Genomic DNA, 23,392 nt, shown 5'->3' on the forward strand with positions numbered 1-23,392 from the left:
CCGTTACCTCCTGCTTTTTTTATGATAAATCGGAATGGAATAGACAACTTCGATTACTTCATCTGCTATCCTGCCAATTTCTTTATTTACTTTTCCCAAATACGATAAATAACGCATTGATTCTTCATCATAACAGATTCCATCTGAAAAAACTTCATTTGATACAATAACAACCGCATATGCCTTTTCAGAGATACTGCGAATTCCTTCCATAATTTCTTCTACTGTCCATTTTTTTGCACCATTTTCCTGATACATTTCGTTGGCCACAAGATTTGACATACATTCCAGCAGCACAACACTGTCTTTTTCAATCTCTATTTTCTTTAATCCTGTATAACATTCGACTGTATGAAACTTTTTATCGGCTCTCATGGCTTTATGTCTGGCAATCCGCTCCTTACATTCTTTGTCAAACGGAATCATCGTTGCAATATAGACCCTTCTTTTCTCACCAAACGAAAGCACCCTTTGTTCTGCAAATTCAGATTTTCCGCTTCCACTTCCTCCTGTAATCAGACTAATCATTCCGCTTCTCCTCAGCTTTTTTATTATAGTCAATATATTCTTCTATATCAGCTTCATCAAATGTTCTCATTTTTGTATATACATCAATTCCCATTTGAATCAGTGGAAGTACTGCAATTGCACCTGTCCCTTCACCAAGACACATGTCACAGGTTATGAACGCCTTTAGTCCTAATGCTTCAATCAGAAGTTGCCCGGCAGGCTCTTTTGAAATATGGGAAGCAAATATGTAATCAATTGACTCAGGTGAAATCTTTGTTGCACAAAGAGCCGCAACCGATGAGATAAATCCATCTATTAATACAGGAATTTTATAAATCGCACCACCTAAAAAAAGTCCTGTCATTCCTAAAATATCATATCCGCCCAGATGAGCAAGCAGGGAAAAGATATCTTTCTTTTGTTCTCCCTCAAATCGTGCAATCGCTTTTTTTACCGCTTTTATTTTTCTTTCCAGTCCTTCATCAGATAACCCGGCTCCACGTCCCGTCGCTGTTTCCACCGGAATATCTAATAAAACAGAAGCTAATGCACTGCTAGGCGTTGTGTTTCCAATTCCCATTTCTCCGGTTGCAATCACGTCATACCCTTGTTTTTTTAACTCACCGACTAAGTCAATTCCTATTTTCAATGCCTTTTTACATTGTTCAACTGTCATTGCAGGTTCCTTTACGATATTATTCGTTCCATTTTCGATTTTCCGATTTAAAATCGCAAATGGAATCACCTTACTTTCCGGATAAGTATCTGTATCCATTCCAATATCAACCGGAAATACATCTACACCAACCGATTTTGCCATAATTGCAACACTTGTTTTTTCACACGTAAATCCTTCTGCAACAATTTTAGTGACAGAAGAGTCACTTTGGGTCACCCCTTCTTCTACTACTCCATGATCACCACACATAACAACAAGAGCCGCCCGCTCCATTTTTATTTTTCGATAATCTCCACAAATTCCTGCAAGCCGGATAACCGCTTCTTCCAGCCTTCCAAGGCTTCCCAATGGTTTTGCCAAAGAATCCCAATGTCTTTTTGCTTTTTCCATTTCCATTCGATTCGCTGGTACAATTTCTTTTAACTGTTCTTGTAAATCCATACCTTCGCCCCCAATATTTTTAATTTTTATCTAATTGTAAAAATATCATTAATAGAACCAAAAGCTTTATTTTCTCATAAAATCATTCAGAATCTCTAATGTTTTTTCCAAATCTTGTTTTGAATGGGCATAAGAAATAAACATTGCTTCAAACTGCGCAGGTGCTAAGTAAATTCCTGCATTGAGCATGTAGTTAAAATACTCTGCGTATTTTTGTGTATCTGCTTCTTTTGCCTCTTTATAATTTGTTACTTCTTTTTCTGTGAAAAAGATACATCCAAGAGAACCTATATGGTTTAGCCTGCATTTCGCACCCGAATCTTTTATCATCGCTTCTATTTCTTTAAAAAACCATTCTGAACGCTCATTTAATTCTGTATAGATTTCCGGGTGTTCTTTTAAAATTGTAAGCTGAGTATATCCTGCTGCCATCGCAACCGGATTGCCACTAAGTGTACCAGCCTGATATACCGGTCCTTTAGGAGATATCATCTCCATAATCTCACGTTTTCCACCATAAGCTCCTACCGGCATACCCGCACCAATAATTTTTCCAAATGTAGTCAAGTCAGGTTGAACTCCAAAATATCCCTGTGCTCCATCTAGTCCAAGACGAAATCCGGTAATTACTTCATCAAAAATAAGTACGCTTTCATACTTATCGCAAATCGAACGAAGCCCTTCTAAAAAGCCTTTTCTTGGTGGAACAACTCCCATATTCGCACCTACCGGCTCTACAATAACAGCTGCAATCTCTTCACCAAATTCTTCAAACAGCTTTTCAACACTGGAAATATCATTATAAATAGCCGTCAAAGTATCTTTTGTACAGCCTTCCGGTACACCCTGACTGTCTGGAATTCCGCTTGTCATAACACCGGAACCTGCTTTTACAAGCATTGCGTCCGAATGACCATGATAACAGCCTGCGAATTTTATAATCTTATTTCTTCTTGTATAACCTCTTGCCGCACGAACTGCACTCATAACAGCCTCTGTCCCGGAATTCACCATACGAACCATTTCAATGGAAGGAACAATCTCACAAATTAACTTTGCCATTTCTACTTCTTTTTCTGTTGCAGCTCCAAAACTTAATCCATTTTTGCATGCTTCTATAACACTATCTAAAATTTCTCTTTTATTATGACCAAGAATCATTGGTCCCCATGAGCAGACATAGTCAATATACTTATTTCCATCGATATCATACATATAAGCCCCATCTGCTCTTTCAATAAAACGTGGAGTTCCTCCAATAGAGCCAAATGCTCGAACCGGACTGTTAACTCCTCCCGGTATATAATCAACTGCCTCTTTAAACAACACTTCCGATTTTGTCATTATCCAATTCTCCCTTCATCCATGAATTTTGCTAATTCTTTTGCAAAATAAGTAATATAAATATCGGCTCCTGCACGGTATGTACTTGTTGCCATTTCACAGATAACTCTTTCTTCATCGATATATCCCAATTTTGCGGCAGCCTTTACCATTGCATATTCACCGCTCACACTATAAGCCGCCACAGGAAGCGTTATTTTTTGAGAAACTTCGTTAATGACATCAAGATAAGAGAGCGCAGGTTTTACCATAATAATATCTGCTCCCTCTTCAATATCCAAGAAAGCCTCCTTAATACCTTCTTTTTTATTATGAAAATCCATCTGATAAGATTTTCTGTCACCAAACGATGGAGCAGAATTGGCTGCTTCACGAAATGGTCCATAAAATGCAGATGCATATTTTACTGCATAAGACATAATTGGCGTATCTTTAAAATTATGTTCATCAAGACAAGTCCGAATTGCACGGATTCTTCCATCCATCATATCAGAAGGTGCAACCATATCTGCTCCTGCTTCTACATGAGAAAGAGCCGTTTTTGATAAAAGCTCTAAAGTGGCATCGTTATCTACCTCATGTCCCTTTAACATTCCACAATGTCCATGGGAGGTATATTCACACATGCAGACATCTGTAATAAGATATAATTGTGGAAACTTTTCCTTCGCTTCCCTAATTGCCCTTTGTACAATGCCATCTTCTGCAAAAGCACTGCTTCCACACTCGTCTTTATGATCCGGAATTCCAAAAATCATAACTTTATCCACACCTGCTTTTAGCAATCGTTCCAGTTCGAATGGCATACGATCAATACTATAACGATATTGTCCTTCCATCGAGGGAATCTCTTCCTCTATATTCTTTCCTTCCTGCACAAACATTGGATAAATCAAAGAAGATTTATCCATTCTTGTTTCCCGAACCATCTTTCGGATGGATTCCTTTCTACGAAGTCTTCTTGGTCTTTTTAACATGTCCATTTTTTTCTCTTCTTTCTCTTGTTTTTTATATTTCATTTAATTCCAAATCCAAAATTCGTTCAACGATACTATCCATCGTTGCTTCTTTTGACATAAACGTCTGCATGCCAAGTAAGTCTGCTTCCGCTTTCGTTTTACTTCCAATGCAGACTGCCTTTACCTTACTATAGTCAATTCCTTTTGTCACCTTTCCAAATGCTTTTACAATCGAAGCACTTGTAAACACAGCATAATCAATTCCTCCATGCTCGATTTCTTCTTTCTCATCAATCCAAGCATGCTCGCAGGAGATTGTTTCATAAGTAGGGATATCATCGACATGAATCTGTGCCTGCTCAATGATTTCAATTAGTTTTTTGTTTCCTATTTTTGCCCTTGGCAAAAGAATCCTATCACCAATCTTACACTCTCTTACTAACGCCTCTCCCAAGGCTTCCCCATCGTACTGTTCTGGCATTAAATCTGCAAATACTCCATACTGCTTTAATGCTTTTTTTGTACCTTCTCCAATGGCTGCTATTTTTACTGTTCCTAATTTTCGAATATCCATAGAATACTGTTTTAATAAATCAAAAAAGATTTTAACACCGGAGGGACTTGTAAATGCAAGCCACTGATAAGTTTCCATTGCTAAAAGTGCATCTTTTAACTTTTCGTTTGGAACAATCGGTACCGTATCTACCGCCGGAAGCTCTAATACTTCTGCACCCTGTTCCCGAAGTTTTTCTGCCATTTTGGAAACAAGTTCCTTCGGTCTTGTCACAAGAATTTTTTTACCTGCAAGTGGAAGTTTTTCATACCATTCAAACTGTTTCGAAAGCTTACATACCTTTCCTACAACAATAATTGCAGGTGTTTCCACACCCTGTCTTTTTACTTCATCCGGAAGTGTTTCTACCGTAGCTACAATTCGCTTTTGCTTTGAAGTCGTACCCTTTTGCAAAATAGCCGCCGGCATCATTTTATCCATTCCCGCCAAAATAAGACGATTACAAATTTCTTCTAATGCACTTACCCCCATCAGAAATATAAGTGTTCCCTCTGTCCGCACTAAAGCTTCAAAATCAATATCATACTCTTCGTCTTTTTTCTTATGTCCAGTAATAATGTGGAGAGAAGAACAATAATCTCTGTGAGTAACCGGAATTCCATTGTAAGCAGGAACCGAAAGAGCCGATGTCACTCCCGGAACAACCTCATAAGGAATTTTTTCTTTTACAAGCAGCTCCAATTCTTCTCCACCACGTCCAAATAAAAACGGGTCACCACCTTTTAGTCTTACAACCTGCTTTCCAAGCTTCGCCTGTTCCACCAAAACTCTGTTAATTTCCTCTTGTACCATTGTATGATTACTTGCCCGTTTTCCAACATAAATCAATTCGGCACTTGAAGGAATCATAGCTAATACTCCATTTCCAACTAAAGCATCATATACAACAACCTCTGCCTTTTTTAATACCTTCTGTCCTTTTAACGTAAATAGTCCCGGATCAGAAGGTCCTGCGCCAACCAGCCATACCTTTCCTGTCATATTTTACCTTTCTCCTCTACATTCTTTTATTAATTTTTTTGCTAACAGAATTCCCAACTGCTCTGCATTTGATACATTGTCCTCCATAATACCCTTTTTATAACGTCTTGTTGACTCATCATAATAAAGACCCATAAGAGTAATCCGTTCCCCTTCTACCCTTGCGTGAGCCGCAATCGGTGAACTGCAGCCGCCATTTAAATATCTTACAAAAGCACGCTCACAAACTGCCATATCTTTCGCCTCTTTGTCCTCAAAGCCAGCTAAATAAGAATAATCAATTCCTTCCTTTCCCTGAACTGCTAAAATTCCCTGACCTGCCGCAGGAATCATTTCTTCTGGTTCAAAATACCGGCTAATCCGCTCAGAAAGCCCCAAACGCTTTAACCCGGCAGCAGCCAAAATAAGTGCACTGTATTCTCCTTGATCCAATTTACTCAATCGTGTAATAACATTACCACGTACCCCTTTAAATTGTGCCAATGGATACATTTCTTTTAATTGAAGCATTCTCCTCTGGCTTGAGCATCCGATTGGGAGAGACAAGTCAAGCTCCTTTACTCCTTTTGGCAATACAAGCACATCCCTTGGATCCTCCCGCTTTGAATATGCAATAATTGGAAGTTCTTCTGGTATTTCCATCGGCATATCCTTCAGACTGTGAACCGACAACTCACTTCTTCCATCAAACAGTGCCCGATCCAATTCTTTTACAAATAAACCCTTACCTCCAACTTTATCCAAGCTTCTGTCTAAAATAATATCCCCTGTTGTCTTCATCTTCAAAAGTGATACTTCTACATTCTCATTATGCTTATCTATATAATCAACTACCATTTCTGACTGGATAACCGCCAATTTACTTTCCCTGCTTCCAATCACGATTTTTCTTTTATCTAATCCCATAATATTCTCCATTTTTATTCTGTTTGTCTAGATATACCTGTTCCAACCCTTCTACACATTCCCGGAATGTTTCTTCACTTACAGTATCCCGAAGACCAAATAACATTTTCACAATCACTTTTCCCATTGCATTATCCATGGATTCCTTTAATTGATTCTGCTCAATCTGCTCCATTGATGTTTTTCTAATTATTTTAGTCATTCGAAGCTCCAAATCATTTACCGCTTTCTGTCTTATGTCCTGTACTTTTGCGATGATATCTCTTCCCTCATACCAAGAAAGAAATTCTTCCATCTGTTCATTCAAAATCGCTTCTGCGCAAGATATATTTTTCTGCAACGCTTCATTCATTCGATCAATTTTAAAAGAATCAATATCATATAGCTCTATCTGTTTAAGTTCTCCAATCGCAGGCTCAATATCTCTTGGTACCGCTAAATCAATTAATATCATTGGATGTTTTAACTCCATCTCTTCAATTGCCTGTTTTGTTAATGTATAATTCGGGCTTGCAGTCGCACTCACAACCATATCACATTTTTGAAATAGTTCCATTCTTCTGCCATAATCAATTCGCTCACAGCCTTCAGGAATTTCCACAATGCCACTTCGATACTGACGTACGGTTACTGTGACAAATGCCCCTGCTTCTTTTAATGCTAATGCAGTAAGTTTTCCCATTTCACCGTTACCAATTACCATACAGTTTTTTCCCTGTACAAAATAGTTTTTTTCTTCTAAATTTTTGAGTGCCTGATGAATAACCGACTGATTCGCCGTTGATAAAGTAATTTCTGTTTTTACTCTCTTTGCCGCTGTAACTGCCATTCGAAACAATACTTCCAGTACATTATCTGTACAATAATATTCCCTTGACAATGAAAGTGCATCTTTCACCTGAGTAAGAATTTGATCTTCTCCTAGAATTTTTGACTTTAATCCACAAGATAAACGCAGTAAATGCCAAATTGCTTCTTTTTCTTCTCTTTCCACAAATAAATCGACATAATCTTCTTTTTTCACTTCTTTTATTTCGCATAAAAGCTCATAAATAGAACCGCTCCAACCCGCGTCACAACTGACCCATACTTCCATTCGATTACAGGTAGAAAGAATAATACATCCAAATATTCCCTCCTCTTTCTTTATCCGTTCCATTGCCTTTGCACAATTCTTTTTCGTAAATGAAAATAAGGCTCTCTCGTCCACATTTGCTTTGTTATGGTCGATTCCAAGCATTTTTATTCCCATATTCCTTCCTCCGAACTCTTTTGTATTTCTTGTATTCACTCCCCATGCTACACAAATTGTGAATACTTTTCTTTTAAAAATTATACTTGTATTATCATAACATAATTCATTCTAAATGCAAATATCTATTTTATTTGACATTTCTGCTAAATTATGACATAATTAATATTGTAATTGAGTGTCAGTAGGTGTCTGTCGAATCCCGATGTAGAGAATGGACAGGAGAATAGGGAATTGGGTGAGAATCCCAAACGGTCACGCCGCTGTATTATGGGGAATAATCATTCATTTATGTCACTGCTGTAAAGTGGGAAGACGAATGGTTGTGTTGATCCTTGAGTCAGAAGACCTACCTACGGCAAGCGGTTTACACATAGTTACGAACGATGACTATCGTGTACAAAAAGAAAAGGGACAGATTTCTCTTTTCTTTTTGGAGGACTCATCTTTCGAAGATGGGTCCTTTTTTTCTCTGATTTTTGATAATCTTATAACAATCCTAAATCAGAATTAATATTACTCAAAATCATCAGGAGGAGGAGAAACATGAAAACCAAACAAAAGAAAATAATATTTTCTCTCACACTGCTGTTACTTCCATTGGTCTGTTCACCAACAGTTAATGCAATGCACATTATGGAGGGCTATTTAGCTCCAAAATACTGTATCGCCTGGGGAGTTTTATGTGTTCCATTTTTAATTGCCGGATTTCTTTCAATCAAAAAAACACTGGCAGAACACAGAAAAGCACTTATGATATTAGCAATGGCCGGAGCATATGCCTTTGTATTATCTTCTTTAAAAATACCATCTGTAACGGGAAGCAGTTCCCACCCAACCGGTACCGGTCTTGGTGCTGTTTTATTCGGACCTTTTGCCATGTCTGTCATTGGCATTATTGTTTTATTATTTCAGGCAATTTTGCTCGCTCACGGAGGTCTGACTACATTGGGTGCAAACACATTTTCCATGGCAATTGCCGGTCCGCTTTTGTCCTACGGAATCTTTAAACTCTGTGAGAAATTGAAAGTAAATAAACTTGTCGCTGTATTTTTAGCAACTGCACTGGGGGATTTATTTACCTACGTCATCACATCCATTCAGCTCGGTATTGCCCACCCTTCAGAAGTAGGTGGTATCGGTGCATCAATTGGTAAGTTTATTGGAATTTTCGCAATTACTCAAATACCTCTCGCTATTATCGAAGGTATTGTCAGTGTCGTTGTTATGATTGGTTTAGAATCGTATGCAAAATCTGAATTGACAGATCTTGGATATTTCAAAGGAGGGGCTATTCATGTCAAGTAAAGCAAAAACTGTCATTATACTATTGTTAGTTTGCGTATTAATTGCAGTAGTACCTTTGGCATTTATTAAAGATTCTGAATTTGGTGGTTCTGATGGTGCCGCAGAAGAAGCAATTACTGAAATTGATCCAACTTATGAAGCATGGGCTGACCCTGTATTAGAGCCTCCCGGCGGTGAAACAGAAAGTTTACTCTTCTGTCTTCAGGCAGCATTGGGTGCCGGTGTATTCGGATATTGCTTTGGTATGCTGAGAGAACGTTCTAAGTATCAAAAATCTAATGCAAACTAGATAATTTATTACAAAATAAGAGGGAGCTATATTCGCTATGATTTTAATTGATAAGTTATGTTATACCTCAAAATTAAGATATACAAATCCTATGATAAAGTTTTTATTTGCAATTATCACCCTAATTTTATGCGTAGCAGTTCGTTCATCTGTTATCGCCTGTATTGTCTTAATCACCACAGCATTTCTTACCATACAAAAAGGTGGTATTTCTCCCTCTCATTATATTCATTTCATGAAACTTCCACTTATTTTTCTAGTATTAAGTACAATTGCAATTGTATTTAATATTTCTCCAACACCATTCTCTGCCTTTGCAATTCCATTTTTTCATCAATACATTACATTAAGCAGAGCCTCGCTTTTATCAGCAGTCCAGCTTATTTTAACTGCACTCGCCAGTGTGTCGTGCCTGTATTTTTTATCTTTATCTACACCAATTACAGATATTTTATATGTGTTACAACGTCTTCACTGTCCCGAATTGCTGATTGAGTTAATGTTGTTAATTTACCGGTTTATTTTTGTTTTATTAGAGATTTCTAACTCTCTTTACATTTCACAGCAATCCAGGCTTGGCAATGTCGATTTTAAAACCTCCTGTAAATCTGCAGGAGCCTTAATGAGTACACTACTTGTCCGTGCATTTAAAAAATCTTCTTTCTTGTATGATGCTATGGAGTCCAGATGTTATGATGGTACGATTCATGTATTACAGGAAACTTATCCTGTAAATAAACTTCATATTTTATACTTTGTATTATTCGAACTTACACTGATTGGGTTATCTGTTTATCTGGGCAGATAATATAAAGGTACGATTAAATAATAATGAGAGGTATTAAATTTATGTCAGATCATAATACTATATTAAAAGCAGAATCCGTCTATTTTACCTATGAAGATGGTCATCAGGCACTTAAAGGTATTAATTTAGAAATCAAACGAGGAAGTAAAGTTGTATTTATGGGTGCAAATGGCTCCGGAAAATCTACTTTTTTTCTTTGTCTTAACGGAATACATAAACCACAAAGTGGAACAATTTATTTTAATGGAGCCCCAATTGATTATTCAAGAAAAGGGCTTCTTGCCCTTAGAAGTAAAGTTGGCATTGTTTTTCAGGACCCCGATAATCAATTATTTTCCGCCAGTGTCTATCAGGAAATTTCTTTCGGAGTTTTAAATCTAAAGATACCAGAACAAAAAGCAAGGCAACAGGTTGAAGATGTAATTGAATCTTTAGAAATTACTCCTTTTCGTAATAAGCCAACCCACGCATTAAGCGGAGGCCAAAAAAAGCAGGTTTCCATTGCTGATATCCTTGTTATGAATCCTGATATTATTATCTTGGATGAACCTGCTGCCTCCCTTGATCCAAAACACACTGCTATTGTAAACCATATTGTAGACCGTCTGACGGAACGTGGAATTACTGTAATTATTTCAACCCACGACGTCAACTTTTCTATGGACTGGGCAGATGAGGTTATTTTATTCCACGACGGAACCATTTTAATGCAGGGACAACCAGAAGAAGTCTTTGTTAATAAAGCTGTTCTTGCAAAAACCAACTTAGAACAGCCTGCCTGCATTGTTCTATTTGAAAGCTTATGTAAAAAAGGAATTTTAAATCCTGCATTGCCGCTTCCAAAGAACTTATCTTCTTTGGAACAATATATTGCAGACATTAATACGAAAATAAATTATGGGAGCGTGCATACAATGACACAAACAGATAAAAAGGCAATTCTTGTTGTTAGTTTCGGAACCAGCTATCATGATACTTGCGAAAAGACAATTGCTCAAATTGAAAAAGATATCAAAAGTGCTTATCCTGATTACACAATTTATCGTGCCTGGACTAGTAAGATGATTATTAAAAAGTTGAAAGAAAGAGATGGCATTGTGGTTCCAACGGTTGCTGAAGCATGTAATAAAATGTTGGAAGATGGAATCAAACAAATTATTGTCCAGCCGACTCATGTAATTAACGGAATTGAAAATGAAATCATGAAAGAAGATGTCCTATCTTTCCGTGACCAATTTACTTCTATTAAATTTGGAACTCCGTTATTGACTTCTGCAAAAGATAATGAATCGGTTATTAATGCTTTGATGAGTGAATTTGGAACAATCCCTAAAAATGAAGCACTTATATTTATGGGACACGGAACTACACATTATGCAAATTCAATCTATGCGGCCTTAGATTACAGATTTAAAGATATGGGATATTCAAATGTTTATTTAGGTACTGTTGAGGCATATCCTTCGATGGAAACTTTATTAAAAATGATTGAAGAACAAAAACCGGATAAGGTTACGTTAGCCCCATTTATGATTGTCGCAGGAGATCATGCAACAAATGATATGGCAGGAAACGATTCTGATTCTTGGAAATGTCAGCTCGAAAGGGCCGGATACCCAGTTGAATGTATTTTGAAAGGTCTTGGAGAATATCAGCAGATTCGTGATATTTTTGTAGAGCATATTCAAGAAGCATAAAATTTCCAGATAAACAATCCATCAAAAACAGACTTGGTATAAAGTTACTTCCCCTTTCTCAAGTCTTCGATTATAAAAATAATCAAGTGACTTGAGAAAGGTAAGGCTTATCTTTTTTATTTAGTCGTCTTTTTTATTTTTCTTTTGTATTCTGTTCCCCAAACTACCATATCGTCTAATATAGGTTTCAAACTGTAACCAATGTCTGTTAAAGTGTATTCTACTTTTGGAGGTACTTCAGGGTAAACTTTTCGAGTTAGCAATCCATTTTCTTCCATAGCTCGCAAATTTGCTGTTAATACTTTCGGCGAAATACCATTAATTGACTTTTTAAGTTCCCCGAACCTCTTTGTTCCTTCTAACAAATCTCTAATTATTAATACATTCCACCGATTACTTATTAACATTAATGTTACTTCTACCGGACAACTTGGCATTTCTTTTTTCATTTTTCTTCCCATGCTTATCGCAAGTTTACTTACGATACTGCCCAAATACATGCGGTTGAAAAAAGGGCAGCTGCATTTTTTCCTTTCTTTTCTTGTTTTGTGACCTTACTTCTCCCTTTTCACAGGTTTATTGCTCAGCCTACATCTGTACGAAACAATAAGTCTCTTTTCATTCTATCAAGAGATTTTGAATCAGTCTACTTTTTATAAATACTTATTTTATCCAATTCTTACTTTTTGGAAACTATGGTACAAATAAGTGCGTACTTTACTTTTTTACCATATATCCTTATTATAACTTTAGAGTTACAAATTAAATTTAATCTTTTTACTTTATTAGGAGGATTGTTATGAAGATTGCTGTTATTTGCGCAAATGGTAAAGCCGGTAGATTAATTGTAAAAGAAGCTGTAGATAGAGGTCTTGATACTACTGCCATTGTCCGTGGTACGAATCAAACTGCCGCTGCAAAAGTTATCAATAAAGATTTATTTGATTTATCTGCCAAAGATTTGGAGGATTTTGATGTTATTATTGATGCCTTTGGTACTTGGACACCTGATACTCTTTTTCAGCATTGCTCATCACTTAAATTACTTTGTGATCTTGTAAGCGGAAAAAATATACGACTTCTTGTCGTTGGAGGTGCCGGCAGTTTGTATGTCAATTCTGAGCATACAGTACAAGTTATGGATGGTTCTGATTTTCCAGATGCCTTTAAACCTTTAGCCAGCAATATGGGAAAAGCTTTAGAAGAACTTCGCTCCCGTAATGATGTAAAATGGACTTATATCAGCCCCGCTGCAGATTTCCGTGCAGATGGTGCCAGAACCGGAAGTTATCGTCTGGGTGGAGAGGAACTTTTAGTCAACTCAAACGGAGAAAGTGTGATTAGCTACTCAGATTATGCAATTGCTATGATAGATGAGGCTGTCAATGGAACGCATATTCAGCAAAGAATTTCTGTTGTAGAAAACTAATTCTTTTGAAAAGGCTATTGTAAATGAGACTATAAAAGTACATTTTGCAATAGCCTTTTTCCTGAACTTATTTTAATCTTGGATATCTTTTGGCATATATTTTCTTAAACATTTAATCATTTTTACATTATCTTCGTGACTCTTTACTGCAATTCGATAATATCCTTTTTCTAACCCCCTATAATTACTACAATCTCGTATTAATAAATTTTCATTCAAACAATCTTCATATAAAGTGTCTGTTCCCCTGAAAAAAATATAATTCGCCTTTGAACCATAGAGCTTATATCCCATTGCTTTCATTTCTTGTTGCAAATATTCTTTTTCCTTTTTTATTAAACTTTTTGTTTTCTGTACATATTGTTTTTCTTTCAATGCAGCGATACCTGCCTGTTCAGCCGGTATAGATATGTTCCATGGCTGCGTTGATTCTTTTATCTTATCTAATAATGCACAGTTACTACTCATACAATATCCTAAACGCAGTCCCGGCATTGCATATAATTTTGTAAAGGCTTTTAATAAAACAAGATACGAATTATTTTCTAATTCTTCTTTCATTGTATAAGCCTCACCATTTTCGAGAAAATCATTAAAACATTCATCAATGACGACATAGGTTCCTGTTTTTTTACACTGCTCTGTAATTTGCTTTAACAATCCTTTATCCGTCAACTGACCTGTCGGATTATTTGGGTTACATAAAAAAACTATGTCTAATTCTTCTGTTATATATTCTAATATGTTTTTTTGTGCTTTAAATTCCTCTTTTTCTTCTAAATCATAATATCTGATTTCACAACAAACCGTTTTTAGGGCCGTTTCATATTCTGCGAATGTTGGAGCTAATATCAAAGCTTTTTTAGGGTTAATTGCTCTTATTAAAGAAAATATAACATCTGCTGCTCCATTTCCACATAATATTTCATCACTCAATAAATTTTCTTGTTCCGCTATTGCCGTCCGCAATGCGTAATAACTCACATCGGGATAATGAACAGAATCTCTTATTCCGTTTTCCGCTGCTTTTATTACATTTTCCGGTATTCCAAGCGGATTAATATTGGCAGAAAAATCAATGACTCCTTTATGAGTATAAATATCTCCTCCATGGACATTTTTCTTCATGTCAGCTTTTCCTCTCGTATTTTTATTTTCTCTATCGTATTTTTTACTCGTCTTTTATAAAATAAAGTTTCGAAATAAGATAAACTTTATGCTTAAGAAACAAACTAATGCGATTGATGCAGTTAAATACAGCAATTGATTTGCATTTTTTATATCTGCCGGTTCAATCGCCCGCCTAGAATCTCCAATTTTGGGTTTTTTATGAAGTTTTCCAAAATAGTAGGCATCACCCGCTAATTGAACACCCAATGCTCCCGCCATTACTGCCTCTGTATGGGCAGAGTTCGGACTCGTGTGATTATATCGATCCCGTTTGTAAATTCTATAAGCCTCTTTTCCATCAAAAGAAGTAAACTCAGTTGCCACAATCATAAAATATGCCGATAGCCTTGCTGGAATATAGTTTACAATGTCATCAAGTTTTGCAGCAGCTCTCCCAAGATAGAGATAACGTTCATTTTTATACCCTACCATCGAATCCATTGTGTTAATCGATTTATAGAAAAATCCGGCAACAGGTCCGCCAATCGCCATAAACAACAATGGCGCTATAATTCCGTCAGAAGTGTTTTCTGCAATCGTTTCTACTGCCGCTTTTGTCACTTCTTCCTCAGTCAGATTTTCGGTGTCACGTCCAACAATCATAGAAACGGCATATCTTGCCCCCTTTATATCTCCTTGTTCCAGTTCATTGTAAACCTTCATGCTTTCTGTTTTCAAAGATTTTGTAGCCAATAATTGATAACTCATGACTGTCATTAGAAAAAATTCAAAATAGATGCTTATTTTTCCACTTAAAAATAATAAAAGCCATGGAACAAAAGTAGAAACTAAAACGACCACAATTACTAACAAAATTCCTGCGCTTAATTGCCCTACATCTGTCTTTGGAAACCATTCTGAAAGTTTTTTTTCTGTCTTTGCTATCAATGCACCGATTAATCTTACCGGATGATACATCCAATGTGGATCTCCGATTAGCAAGTCTATTAAAAAGCCAAGCGCTAAAGCCATCATTGATAATTCCATCTCGTCTTTTTCTCCTTTTCATGCCTTTTATTTTTTTTCTCCATTCTTGTTTCCCTATTTTCCCTTATTTTTCATATAAGATTCACAAGCCTGTAAAAAATGATAAGGAACTGTAAAGTCCGAATAATAATATAGATGGGGAAATCCTTCCATCTTTTTATTATCCCCATGAATACACTCCCATGTTCTTTTCCTCAACGGTTTCTTTGCGATACACGTATTTCCATTCGATGTACTGTCATAATAGTGAAATTCATGTCCCTTAATGCCATTTAACCTTGCTCCAAAGATTTCATTTTCTTTCGAATCCAGCTCGATATAACCAAATCTTCCAAGCCGGCTGGTTTTATAGCAATCTGCATCAATGCTTCCTACCATTTCATAAGCATGACCTTCTTTATCTTCCATAGTCCTATGCAGATACATAAAGCCACCACATTCTGCCATATAAGGAATTCCTTTTTCAATCGCATTTTTTACAGATTCCCTCATTGAAACATTTTCACTCAATTTCTTGGCATAAAGTTCAGGATAACCACCACATAACAGCAAACCATCTAAATCCTCTGGCAATGTATTATCATGGAGTGGTGAAAAATATTCAATTGACGCTCCCATTTGTTTCAACAATTCCAGATTATCTTCATATAAGAAGCAAAAGGCTTCATCTTTCGATACACCAATTCTCACCTCAGAGCTTATTTTAGGAATGTTTGGTTCTTGGTAACTTAAATCATCCGTCTGATTAGCAAGTGCAATAATTCCTTCTATATCTAAACTTCCCTCTAACACAGACGCAAAGCCTTTTAAATTTTCTTTTAGCTCTTTTATCTCATCGGGTAAAACTAATCCCAAATGCCTGCTCTCGATTTTATATTGTTCCATTTTAGGAACATATCCGTATACCTTAATCGGTAACTCTTGTTCAATTTTTTGTTTTAACTCCGGATATAAGCTTGCGGGCAGCTGATTTAGAATAACTCCTTTTATTCTGCTTTGCTCTTTGTATTCTAAAAATCCTTTTATAATAGGAAGTATTGATAAACTCATTCCCTTACAATTTACAATCAACAGTACATTCGTACAAGTAACTTTCGCTAAATCGTAAGCACTCCCTTTCGTCGAAATTCCAGCTAAACCATCATAATATCCCATTACACCTTCCATAACAGAAATTTCTGCTTGTTTCGCTGTCCGGCAAAATAAATATTTAGTAAGCTCCTCATCGGTAAAAAAAGTGTCTAAATTTTTCGATGTTGTTCCAATTACTTTCGCATGAAACATCGGGTCAATATAATCTGGCCCACACTTAAAAGAAGCCACTTTCATTCCTCTCTCACAGAGAGCTTCTAAAATTCCACATGTAATCCATGTCTTTCCACTCCCGCTTGACGGTGCTGTCAATAAGATTCTAGGATAATGTCCCATTCTCTTTGCTGCCTCCTCCTCTGCAAGATATAATATACACCGGATTCTGTGCCATCATCATATGATATTGTCCCACTTCTTTTGACTTAGAAACTGCAACCGATGCAATGTCGACCTCCACCAGTGAAAATTCTTTGACACATTCTACTGCTTCCATAACAGTTTCTAGTGTAATTGCATTCATTACAATACGGACAGAAGGATTTTTCTTTAGTACAGAAGCCAATATTTCCTTTAAGTTTCCAGAAGATCCTCCTATAAATACATGAGTCGGTGCAGGCAATTCTTTTAAAGCATCTGGAGCTTCTCCCTCAATAATCTGCAAATTTGAAACTCCAAAATAGTTTTTATTTAATTGAATTAAATTCACCGCTTCTTCTTTTTTCTCAACCGCATATACCATGCCATTAAAAGCCTGCATGGAAAGTTCGATTGAAACCGACCCCGTTCCGGCTCCAATATCATACACAGTTGCTTCTCTTGTCAATTCTAATTTTGACAAAGAAATGCTTCTTATCTCACTTTTTGTCATTGGAACCTTATCTCTTAAAAATTTTTCATCTCTTATTCCATGAGTTACAACAACTTGCTCTGGTATTCTATTTTCAATCACAACAACCGATAAGCGTTCAAATTCTTCCGTTACTAACTCTTTTGGTGTTCCCGTCACAATTCTCTCATTTGAATAGGAAAGGTTTTCGCCCACATGCAAAACAACCGACTCTAAGCCACAGCGAATCAATTCCTTGCACAAAGCAGGGATTCCATTGTCTTCTCCAACCAATGCAAAAACAGTTTCATTGTTTTTCACGGCATGAATTATATTCTGCTCTCGGCCATGAAGACTGATTAACGCTGTTTTCTCCCATGGAATACCCAGTTTTCCACAAAAATAAACAACCGATGAAATACCATTAATTCTACTAATTGGATAATCACTTAACTGTTCCATCCATTTCTTTGTCCCACTGTAAAAACCAATATCACCAGATACTAAAATTACAATGTTCCCATATTCCAGATGCTCACTGATAAATTGCTTGATTTCTTCAATTTTGTAGGATGAAAATTTCGGTTTTCTTAATTCTTTCACGGTTTGAAGCATTCGTTCTGCGCCAATCAACACATCGGCCATTTCACAAGCGTTCCATGCTTCCAGAGTCATCGTCTGTTTCGTTCCCATTCCAATTCCAACAAATGTAATATGTTGTTTCCATTTTATTTTTTCTTCTTTACAGAGATATAATTTTACCTGTTCAAACGAATATCCCTGTTGTTCTTTTGGACGTCCGATTAAAATTACTTTTACTCCGGCTCTTTTTGCAGCAAGCAATTTTTCTTCCAGACCACCTGCTTTTCCTGATTCTTTTGTTACAAGATAAGACGCCTTTGTCTGCTTTAATAAACAATAGTTTAGTTCTTCATCAAATGGTCCCTGCATGCAAATAAGATTTTTTCCTTCGAAGCCAAACTTACTACACTCCATAACCACTTCCGGCGTCGACAGTACCCTTGCAGTTACTCTCTTTTTAAATTGTGGAATTCTTGTATACTCTTTTAACTCCTTACTTCCGGTTGTAACTAAAATATTTCCGTCCGTTTCCATCAAATAATCCACTGCTTCCCCAACCGAACCAACCAAAATACAATCATTTTTCTCTTCAATAGAATCCTCATCCCGAAGCAGTCGAATATACTTTTTCTCCAGGGTTTCACATGCGAATCTAATATTTTCTGATACTTCAACAGCAAAAGGATGTGTAGCATCTACTACATAATCAATACCTTCTTTGTTCATCAGCTCTTTCATTTCTTTTGCTGATAATCGTTTTGAAGAAGAACAAATATACTCTCCTTCAGGCAGCAAACTTTCTCCATATTCTGTCGCCACACAAACATAACATTCTTTTTTTTGAGAATCCAAAAATTCTGCTAATCTCCGTCCTTCCACCGTACCTGCAAATATTAATATTTTTCCCATGTCGTTCCCCTTCCATTGTCCATAGCTTTATGTCTTTTTCACTTAATCTGTTTCTTTATCGAAACGATAGCCTCGTGGTGTTACCATAGAACCAGACACCTCTTTTGTCATTGAATTTCCAATAAAGACTGTTGTAAACATATCTACTTTTGTTTCTTTTAATTCTTTTAATGTCATAATCTTCATTTCTTCACCTTCACGGCCAATATTCGATACAATTCCACATACAGTCTGTTCTTCTTTATAATTCAGCATTAATTCACAAGCTTTTTCTAAATAGTCATGTCTTTTTCTACTGGATGGATTATAAAGACAAACTGCAAAATCTGCTTTTGCTGCAGCTAAAAGACGTCTTTCGATTTTCTCCCAAGGAGTTAATAAATCACTTAAACTGATTACTGCAAAATCGTGAATCAACGGAGCCCCAAGAACTGCTGCTCCGGCACTTGCTGCTGTTACCCCTGGAATTATTGATACAGATACATCTTCATACGCTTCTTTTAACTCTAAAATTAATCCTGCCATACCATATACACCAGCATCACCGCTGCAAATCATCGAAACAACTTTTCCCTTTTGTGCCTCTTCCAATGCGATTTTACAACGTTCCACCTCTTTTTTCATTGGCGTGGTCATAAATTCTTTTCCTTTAAAGTGTTCTTTTACCAAATCAACATATACCGTATATCCGATAATAACATCACTTTCCTGTAATGCATTCACTGCCCGTATTGTCATTTGTTCATAAGCTCCCGGACCAATTCCTACTACATATAATTTATTCATCAAACTTTACTCTCCAATCTCTTTCTGCTATTGCAACTGTCACACCATTCTCTGCCCGTTTTTTTTGAACAAGCCGCCCGTTCTTGCTTCCTAAGACAGCACTACGTTCACATACATTGGATACTCCTGTAACCTGTTCTACAAAATCTGATTCCGTAAACTCTCCAATTAATTGTGCGAGCATTTCTTTTTGAAATGTTCGGAACAAAATTCCATGTTCCTTTGCCATCTGGCATAATCCTTCTTCCTCTTTTTTTAAATCAATTGAAGCAATTTGTTCTACACTATTCCAGCTATATCCACATTCATAAAGAGAACGTTCTGCCAGTTCTTCAATTACTTCCTTTCCCGTTCCCTTTTTACATCCAATTCCTAATGTTACAATTGGCGGAATCAAATATAATGTCTTTTGAAATGGAGCTTCCTTTCGCTCTCTTGCAGAAATACAAATTCCTAATTCCATCTTTTTTGACAACAAACTGTTTTCTGTTTCCTGAATCCATTTTAGCTCTTTTGGAACAGTTCCCTCTACCGGAAAATCACAAACCAATCCAACTTCTTTTTTATCAAGCAATGCAGCTGATATCTCTTTTGCCAATGGAAAAGACTTTATTAATAATTTATTTTTCTTAGCAAATACATCCACTGCAAACAATTGATTGATATCCGTCGCTGTCGTAATAACGGGAACCGCTTTTATTTTCGTGGCAATTAGTTCTGTCAGCCGATTCGCTCCACCCAGATGACCGGATAAAAGTGATATTACAAACGTTCCCTTCTCATCGATTACGATAACAGCCGGATCATTTTTTTTGTTTACTAAAAATGGTGCTACAGACCGGACTGCTATTCCGGTCGCTCCTATATATATAATCGCATCCACCTTAAAAAACTGGCTTTTTGTCCATTCAAAAAGAGAACCCTTTCTTTCCTTTAGCAAAGAATTTTTTGCATATCTTTTATTCGTATAAGCTTCACAAAACATTCCTTCTTTCGTAAGTGTTTCTTTAATTTGTACGGAAAGCCTGCTGCCGGCAGATGTAAAACTAATAATACTTACATTCATAGCTTGCTTACACCAATCCTCTCTTTTATAATATTATATGGACTCAAATTCTTTTACTCTGTTCTATTTTGTTGCTTCTCTATATTCTGTCGTAAATGCTGGATTATACAATTCAGAACGTTCGTAATTTGTATGGGCAACAACATCTCCAACAATAATAAGTGCAGTTTTTGTAATTCCTTCTTTTTTCGCTAATTCACTTATTGTTCCTACCGTACCCACAATTGTTTTTTCATCTTCCCATGTTGCTTTATAAACAACAGCTGCGGGCGTATCTTTTGTATAGCCTCCCTCTATAAGCTTATCGGTTAACTCTTCTAACATTCCTGTACTTAAAAAAATAACCATTGTAGCCTGATGAGCCGCAAAAGAAGCAATATCCTCTTTTTCCGGTACTGGGGTTCTTCCTGCCATTCTTGTAATAATCACACTTTGAGAAACATTTGGAAGTGTATATTCCAGATTCAAAGCAGAAGCTGCTCCACAAAACGAACTGACACCCGGACAATATTCATATGAAATTCCTTTCTGATCTAAACAATCCATCTGCTCACGAATTGCTCCATATACACAAGGGTCACCAGTATGAAGGCGTACTGTCGTCAAACCTTCCTGTTCTGCCTTAACAATTACTTCAATAACCTCTTCTAGTGTCATCGTTGCACTATTATATACGTTACACCCATTTTTTTTATAATTTAATAGCTCTTTGTTTACAAGAGAACCTGCATAAATAATGACGTCTGCTTTTCCTAATAATTTAATTCCTCTCACTGTAATTAAATCTGGTGCTCCTGAACCTGCTCCAACAAAATATACCATTTACTTTTTCTTCTCCTTTACTATAATTAATGAATAATAACCTGCATCCTCCGGAATCTCCTCAACCGAAGAATAAATTTTTTCATTCTCCATTCCACAGTTTTCTATCATTACTGCTTCACAGTCTGATGCAAGTAACTGTTTTTTTACTTCCTTTATCTTTTTGCCGGCTTTCATTAAAACCTTTGTTCCTGAAAGTTTTAACGCCTCTTCTATGTCATAAGATGCCGGTATAACATGTAATGGCTCAGCTTTTTCTACTAAACCAATATTCAGTCTTGCAGCTACTGCACAAAAAGAAGAAATACCACTTACGAGAGATGCTTCAAACCCAAGTTCAATCACACGCTGATGTAAATAAATATAAGTAGAATAAATCGAAGGATCTCCCAATGTTAAAAACGCGACTTTCTTTCCCTGTTTTAACAACTCTACTAATGTCTCCGTAGCAGCTCTATGACTCTCTTCTAATTTTTCTTTCTCTTTTGTCATTGGCATTAAAATACCAATACAAGGTTTGTTTTCTAACCCGCTTACTGCCTGTTTTGCAATCTGGTAAGCAACACTTTTTTCTTTTTGCTCTGCCGGTACCGCTATTACATCGCTTTCCTGTATCAGCCGGACTGCTTTCAATGTTAATAATTCCGGATCTCCCGGTCCAATTCCAATCCCATATAATTTTCCTGCCATATTATTCTCCTCTTTTATTTAAAAATTTTTCTGCTAATTCTTTTGCATACTTCGTTTCTCCAAGATAGCCATATTCATTTGAAAATAAAATTGCACCAATTTTTAAATCCTCTCCCGATTTTTTATTCAAATAGTAATGGATTTTATCTGTAATACTTTTCATCGTTTCGGATAACAGATTTCCCTCTTTTAAAATCGTAACTGCTTCTTCTGTTGTAATCGTATCCAGTAATCGTCTTGCGGTTTCAATCGAAGCACCTGCACGAATTGCAGCAGCCGTCATCAATTCAGCTCTAGAATCTGAATGTTTAGAATGTGTATTCATAATTCCGCCAGACACCTTAATAAATTTTCCTATATGGGAAACAAACAAAATCCCCTTTATCCCGAGTTCCTTAGCAATTCCTATCGTTTCCCCCACATAATTACTGCACTTCATACTTTTAGAAAGATCCAATTGCATTTGATTTTTCAAAAAAGTTTCACCATAGTTACCAGGTGTTATCAAAAGATATTCGACCTGCTCAGCTGCAAGCATTTTCATCTCTACACGAATACTATCAATCAACGCTTTTTCACTCATTGGAACAACAATCCCACTTGTTCCCAAAATTGAGATTCCACCTTGAATCCCCAACCGTTCATTAAATGTCTTTTTTGCCACATTAACACCCTCTGGAACAGAAATTTCTACTTCAATGCCACCATCCCATTCCTGCTCTCTTAATACCTCTTCTACACTCTCTTTTATCATTTTTCTTGGCACACGATTGATTGCAGCCTCCCCTACAGGCTGTTCTAATCCCTTTCTTGTAACAATACCGACACCGGTTCCACCTAAAATTACAACATCCGGTTGCTCTATCTTCTTCACTTTTGCATATACAAGAATTCCATCTGTTACATCAGGGTCATCCCCTGCATCTTTTCTCACTGCACAAGAAACATATTCTGTTGTACACTGAATTTCTTCAATTGGTAAATGAAGTACTATTCCTTTTGGTGTTGCCAGATTCACCTCATATATTTTCTGCCCTAAAAATAACATCCACGTAGCTGCTTTTGCCGCAGCAGCAGCACAGGAACCTGTCGTATACCCCAAATATAATTTTTTATTTCCCTCTGTAACAAAATATTGTTCCAATCCATTTTTTCCCATATAATTAAAAAAAGGTTGCTTTCACAACCTCTTCTTTCCTTTCTTTATCTTACATATAACTTCGGTTGCCGCAAACTTATATGTACAAATATAAAAAGGTATCTGGCTATACAGTAACGGACTTGC

General features: G+C 36.5%; 22 protein-coding genes and 1 riboswitch. Of the genes, 5 read left to right on the plus strand and 17 right to left on the minus strand.

The genetic code is table 11. From position 1 onward, the window contains the following. Positions 1–3: 3 nt before the first annotated feature. The 7 genes from FYJ58_RS01110 to hemA all read right to left on the minus strand — a co-directional run bounded on the left by FYJ58_RS01110 (position 4) and on the right by hemA (position 7,646). Positions 4–528, minus strand: coding sequence for a bifunctional adenosylcobinamide kinase/adenosylcobinamide-phosphate guanylyltransferase (locus tag FYJ58_RS01110; protein WP_154515972.1), 525 nt, complete (start codon positions 526–528; stop codon positions 4–6). Further along, positions 521–1,630 (minus strand): nicotinate-nucleotide--dimethylbenzimidazole phosphoribosyltransferase, encoded by a 1,110-nt coding sequence (gene cobT / locus FYJ58_RS01115; RefSeq protein WP_154515975.1) that lies wholly within the window; start codon positions 1,628–1,630, stop codon positions 521–523. The genes FYJ58_RS01110 and cobT overlap by 8 nt, the downstream gene beginning before the upstream one ends. A gap of 66 nt (positions 1,631–1,696) precedes the next feature. Further along, positions 1,697–2,974 carry a glutamate-1-semialdehyde 2,1-aminomutase gene (gene hemL, locus FYJ58_RS01120; RefSeq protein ID WP_154515978.1) on the minus strand — a complete coding sequence of 426 codons (1,278 nt, stop codon included), beginning with the start codon at positions 2,972–2,974 and terminating at the stop codon, positions 1,697–1,699. Further along, positions 2,974–3,957, minus strand: coding sequence for a porphobilinogen synthase (hemB, locus tag FYJ58_RS01125; protein WP_154516271.1), 984 nt, complete (start codon positions 3,955–3,957; stop codon positions 2,974–2,976). Before hemB ends, hemL begins: the two co-directional genes overlap by 1 nt. 25 nt (positions 3,958–3,982) lie before the next feature. Beyond that, positions 3,983–5,488 carry a uroporphyrinogen-III C-methyltransferase gene (cobA, locus tag FYJ58_RS14825; protein WP_235912519.1) on the minus strand — a complete coding sequence of 502 codons (1,506 nt, stop codon included), beginning with the start codon at positions 5,486–5,488 and terminating at the stop codon, positions 3,983–3,985. Positions 5,489–5,491: 3 nt separating this feature from the next. Then, a complete protein-coding gene (gene hemC, locus FYJ58_RS14830) occupies positions 5,492–6,394 on the minus strand; it encodes a hydroxymethylbilane synthase (protein ID WP_235912520.1) in 903 nt (300 codons plus the stop codon). Beyond that, positions 6,381–7,646 (minus strand): glutamyl-tRNA reductase, encoded by a 1,266-nt coding sequence (gene hemA / locus FYJ58_RS01135; protein WP_154515981.1) that lies wholly within the window; start codon positions 7,644–7,646, stop codon positions 6,381–6,383. The genes hemC and hemA overlap by 14 nt, the downstream gene beginning before the upstream one ends. Before the next feature lie 169 nt (positions 7,647–7,815). Continuing rightward, positions 7,816–8,017, plus strand: a riboswitch (cobalamin riboswitch). Between the two features lie 175 nt (positions 8,018–8,192). Between hemA and FYJ58_RS01140 the strand changes: the two genes are divergently transcribed. From FYJ58_RS01140 to FYJ58_RS15120, 4 genes are read left to right on the plus strand one after another with little or no spacing between them, the layout of a single operon-like run. Continuing rightward, positions 8,193–8,954, plus strand: a complete 762-nt coding sequence (locus FYJ58_RS01140) for an energy-coupling factor ABC transporter permease (RefSeq protein WP_154515984.1) — start codon at positions 8,193–8,195, stop codon at positions 8,952–8,954. Further along, the gene (locus FYJ58_RS01145) at positions 8,944–9,243 is read left to right on the plus strand and encodes an energy-coupling factor ABC transporter substrate-binding protein (RefSeq protein WP_154515987.1); all 300 of its coding nucleotides are present in this window, start codon (positions 8,944–8,946) and stop codon (positions 9,241–9,243) included. The genes FYJ58_RS01140 and FYJ58_RS01145 overlap by 11 nt, the downstream gene beginning before the upstream one ends. Positions 9,244–9,280: 37 nt before the next feature. Next, the gene (gene cbiQ / locus FYJ58_RS01150) at positions 9,281–10,051 is read left to right on the plus strand and encodes a cobalt ECF transporter T component CbiQ (protein WP_154515990.1); all 771 of its coding nucleotides are present in this window, start codon (positions 9,281–9,283) and stop codon (positions 10,049–10,051) included. 41 nt (positions 10,052–10,092) lie between these two features. Beyond that, entirely contained in the window at positions 10,093–11,748 is a 1,656-nt protein-coding gene (locus FYJ58_RS15120; RefSeq protein WP_328597767.1) for a sirohydrochlorin cobaltochelatase, read from the plus strand. Positions 11,749–11,864: 116 nt separating this feature from the next. Here FYJ58_RS15120 and FYJ58_RS01160 read toward each other — a convergent pair whose 3' ends face one another. After that, entirely contained in the window at positions 11,865–12,197 is a 333-nt protein-coding gene (locus FYJ58_RS01160) for a winged helix-turn-helix transcriptional regulator (RefSeq protein WP_154515996.1), read from the minus strand. A 350-nt stretch (positions 12,198–12,547) separates the two neighbouring features. On the opposite strand from FYJ58_RS01160, the gene FYJ58_RS01165 reads away from it, so the two are divergent. After that, positions 12,548–13,177, plus strand: a complete 630-nt coding sequence (locus FYJ58_RS01165; RefSeq protein WP_154515999.1) for an NAD(P)-dependent oxidoreductase — start codon at positions 12,548–12,550, stop codon at positions 13,175–13,177. A 72-nt stretch (positions 13,178–13,249) separates the two neighbouring features. On the opposite strand, the gene FYJ58_RS01170 is transcribed toward FYJ58_RS01165, so the two are convergent. From FYJ58_RS01170 to cbiD, 9 genes are all read right to left on the minus strand, one after another. Beyond that, complete coding sequence (locus tag FYJ58_RS01170) at positions 13,250–14,305, minus strand: pyridoxal phosphate-dependent aminotransferase (RefSeq protein WP_154516002.1); 1,056 nt, start codon at positions 14,303–14,305, stop codon at positions 13,250–13,252. A 54-nt stretch (positions 14,306–14,359) separates the two neighbouring features. Further along, on the minus strand, positions 14,360–15,334 hold the full coding sequence (gene cbiB, locus FYJ58_RS01175) for an adenosylcobinamide-phosphate synthase CbiB (protein ID WP_154516005.1): 975 nt from the start codon (positions 15,332–15,334) through the stop codon (positions 14,360–14,362). Between the two features lie 54 nt (positions 15,335–15,388). Then, positions 15,389–16,762, minus strand: coding sequence for a cobyrinate a,c-diamide synthase (locus FYJ58_RS01180; protein WP_154516008.1), 1,374 nt, complete (start codon positions 16,760–16,762; stop codon positions 15,389–15,391). Next, positions 16,746–18,743, minus strand: coding sequence for a precorrin-6A reductase (gene cobK / locus FYJ58_RS01185; protein WP_154516011.1), 1,998 nt, complete (start codon positions 18,741–18,743; stop codon positions 16,746–16,748). Before cobK ends, FYJ58_RS01180 begins: the two co-directional genes overlap by 17 nt. Before the next feature lie 42 nt (positions 18,744–18,785). Further along, positions 18,786–19,529: a precorrin-3B C(17)-methyltransferase gene (gene cobJ, locus FYJ58_RS01190; RefSeq protein WP_154516014.1), complete on the minus strand. Its 744-nt coding sequence runs from the start codon at positions 19,527–19,529 to the stop codon at positions 18,786–18,788. Next, a complete protein-coding gene (locus tag FYJ58_RS01195; RefSeq protein ID WP_154516017.1) occupies positions 19,522–20,595 on the minus strand; it encodes a cobalt-precorrin 5A hydrolase in 1,074 nt (357 codons plus the stop codon). The genes cobJ and FYJ58_RS01195 overlap by 8 nt, the downstream gene beginning before the upstream one ends. A 63-nt stretch (positions 20,596–20,658) precedes the next feature. Next, positions 20,659–21,417: a precorrin-4 C(11)-methyltransferase gene (gene cobM, locus FYJ58_RS01200; protein WP_154516020.1), complete on the minus strand. Its 759-nt coding sequence runs from the start codon at positions 21,415–21,417 to the stop codon at positions 20,659–20,661. Continuing rightward, the gene (gene cobI, locus FYJ58_RS01205; protein WP_154516023.1) at positions 21,418–22,107 is read right to left on the minus strand and encodes a precorrin-2 C(20)-methyltransferase; all 690 of its coding nucleotides are present in this window, start codon (positions 22,105–22,107) and stop codon (positions 21,418–21,420) included. A 1-nt stretch (position 22,108) separates the two neighbouring features. Next, positions 22,109–23,266, minus strand: a complete 1,158-nt coding sequence (gene cbiD / locus FYJ58_RS01210; protein ID WP_154516026.1) for a cobalt-precorrin-5B (C(1))-methyltransferase CbiD — start codon at positions 23,264–23,266, stop codon at positions 22,109–22,111. Positions 23,267–23,392: the final 126 nt, after the last annotated feature.

Source organism: Velocimicrobium porci, from assembly GCF_009696045.1.
GTDB lineage: Bacteria > Bacillota > Clostridia > Lachnospirales > Lachnospiraceae > Velocimicrobium > Velocimicrobium porci.

Excerpts from the sequence above, each read along its gene's own strand:
- hemL (WP_154515978.1), bottom strand. The coding sequence starts at position 2,974 with ATGACAAAATCGGAAGTGTTGTTTAAAGAGGCAGTTGATTATATACCG.
- FYJ58_RS15120 (WP_328597767.1), top strand. The coding sequence starts at position 10,093 with ATGTCAGATCATAATACTATATTAAAAGCAGAATCCGTCTATTTTACC.
- FYJ58_RS01195 (WP_154516017.1), bottom strand. The coding sequence starts at position 20,595 with ATGAATGTAAGTATTATTAGTTTTACATCTGCCGGCAGCAGGCTTTCC.
- FYJ58_RS01170 (WP_154516002.1), bottom strand. The coding sequence starts at position 14,305 with ATGAAGAAAAATGTCCATGGAGGAGATATTTATACTCATAAAGGAGTC.
- cobM (WP_154516020.1), bottom strand. The coding sequence starts at position 21,417 with ATGGTATATTTTGTTGGAGCAGGTTCAGGAGCACCAGATTTAATTACA.
- FYJ58_RS01140 (WP_154515984.1), top strand. The coding sequence starts at position 8,193 with ATGAAAACCAAACAAAAGAAAATAATATTTTCTCTCACACTGCTGTTA.
- FYJ58_RS01165 (WP_154515999.1), top strand. The coding sequence starts at position 12,548 with ATGAAGATTGCTGTTATTTGCGCAAATGGTAAAGCCGGTAGATTAATT.
- cbiQ (WP_154515990.1), top strand. The coding sequence starts at position 9,281 with ATGATTTTAATTGATAAGTTATGTTATACCTCAAAATTAAGATATACA.
- cobJ (WP_154516014.1), bottom strand. The coding sequence starts at position 19,529 with ATGAATAAATTATATGTAGTAGGAATTGGTCCGGGAGCTTATGAACAA.
- cobA (WP_235912519.1), bottom strand. The coding sequence starts at position 5,488 with ATGACAGGAAAGGTATGGCTGGTTGGCGCAGGACCTTCTGATCCGGGA.
- hemB (WP_154516271.1), bottom strand. The coding sequence starts at position 3,957 with ATGGACATGTTAAAAAGACCAAGAAGACTTCGTAGAAAGGAATCCATC.
- cbiB (WP_154516005.1), bottom strand. The coding sequence starts at position 15,334 with ATGGAATTATCAATGATGGCTTTAGCGCTTGGCTTTTTAATAGACTTG.
- cobT (WP_154515975.1), bottom strand. The coding sequence starts at position 1,630 with ATGGATTTACAAGAACAGTTAAAAGAAATTGTACCAGCGAATCGAATG.
- FYJ58_RS01160 (WP_154515996.1), bottom strand. The coding sequence starts at position 12,197 with ATGAAAAAAGAAATGCCAAGTTGTCCGGTAGAAGTAACATTAATGTTA.
- FYJ58_RS01145 (WP_154515987.1), top strand. The coding sequence starts at position 8,944 with ATGTCAAGTAAAGCAAAAACTGTCATTATACTATTGTTAGTTTGCGTA.
- hemA (WP_154515981.1), bottom strand. The coding sequence starts at position 7,646 with ATGGGAATAAAAATGCTTGGAATCGACCATAACAAAGCAAATGTGGAC.
- hemC (WP_235912520.1), bottom strand. The coding sequence starts at position 6,394 with ATGGGATTAGATAAAAGAAAAATCGTGATTGGAAGCAGGGAAAGTAAA.
- cobK (WP_154516011.1), bottom strand. The coding sequence starts at position 18,743 with ATGGGAAAAATATTAATATTTGCAGGTACGGTGGAAGGACGGAGATTA.
- FYJ58_RS01110 (WP_154515972.1), bottom strand. The coding sequence starts at position 528 with ATGATTAGTCTGATTACAGGAGGAAGTGGAAGCGGAAAATCTGAATTT.
- FYJ58_RS01180 (WP_154516008.1), bottom strand. The coding sequence starts at position 16,762 with ATGGGACATTATCCTAGAATCTTATTGACAGCACCGTCAAGCGGGAGT.
- cbiD (WP_154516026.1), bottom strand. The coding sequence starts at position 23,266 with ATGGGAAAAAATGGATTGGAACAATATTTTGTTACAGAGGGAAATAAA.
- cobI (WP_154516023.1), bottom strand. The coding sequence starts at position 22,107 with ATGGCAGGAAAATTATATGGGATTGGAATTGGACCGGGAGATCCGGAA.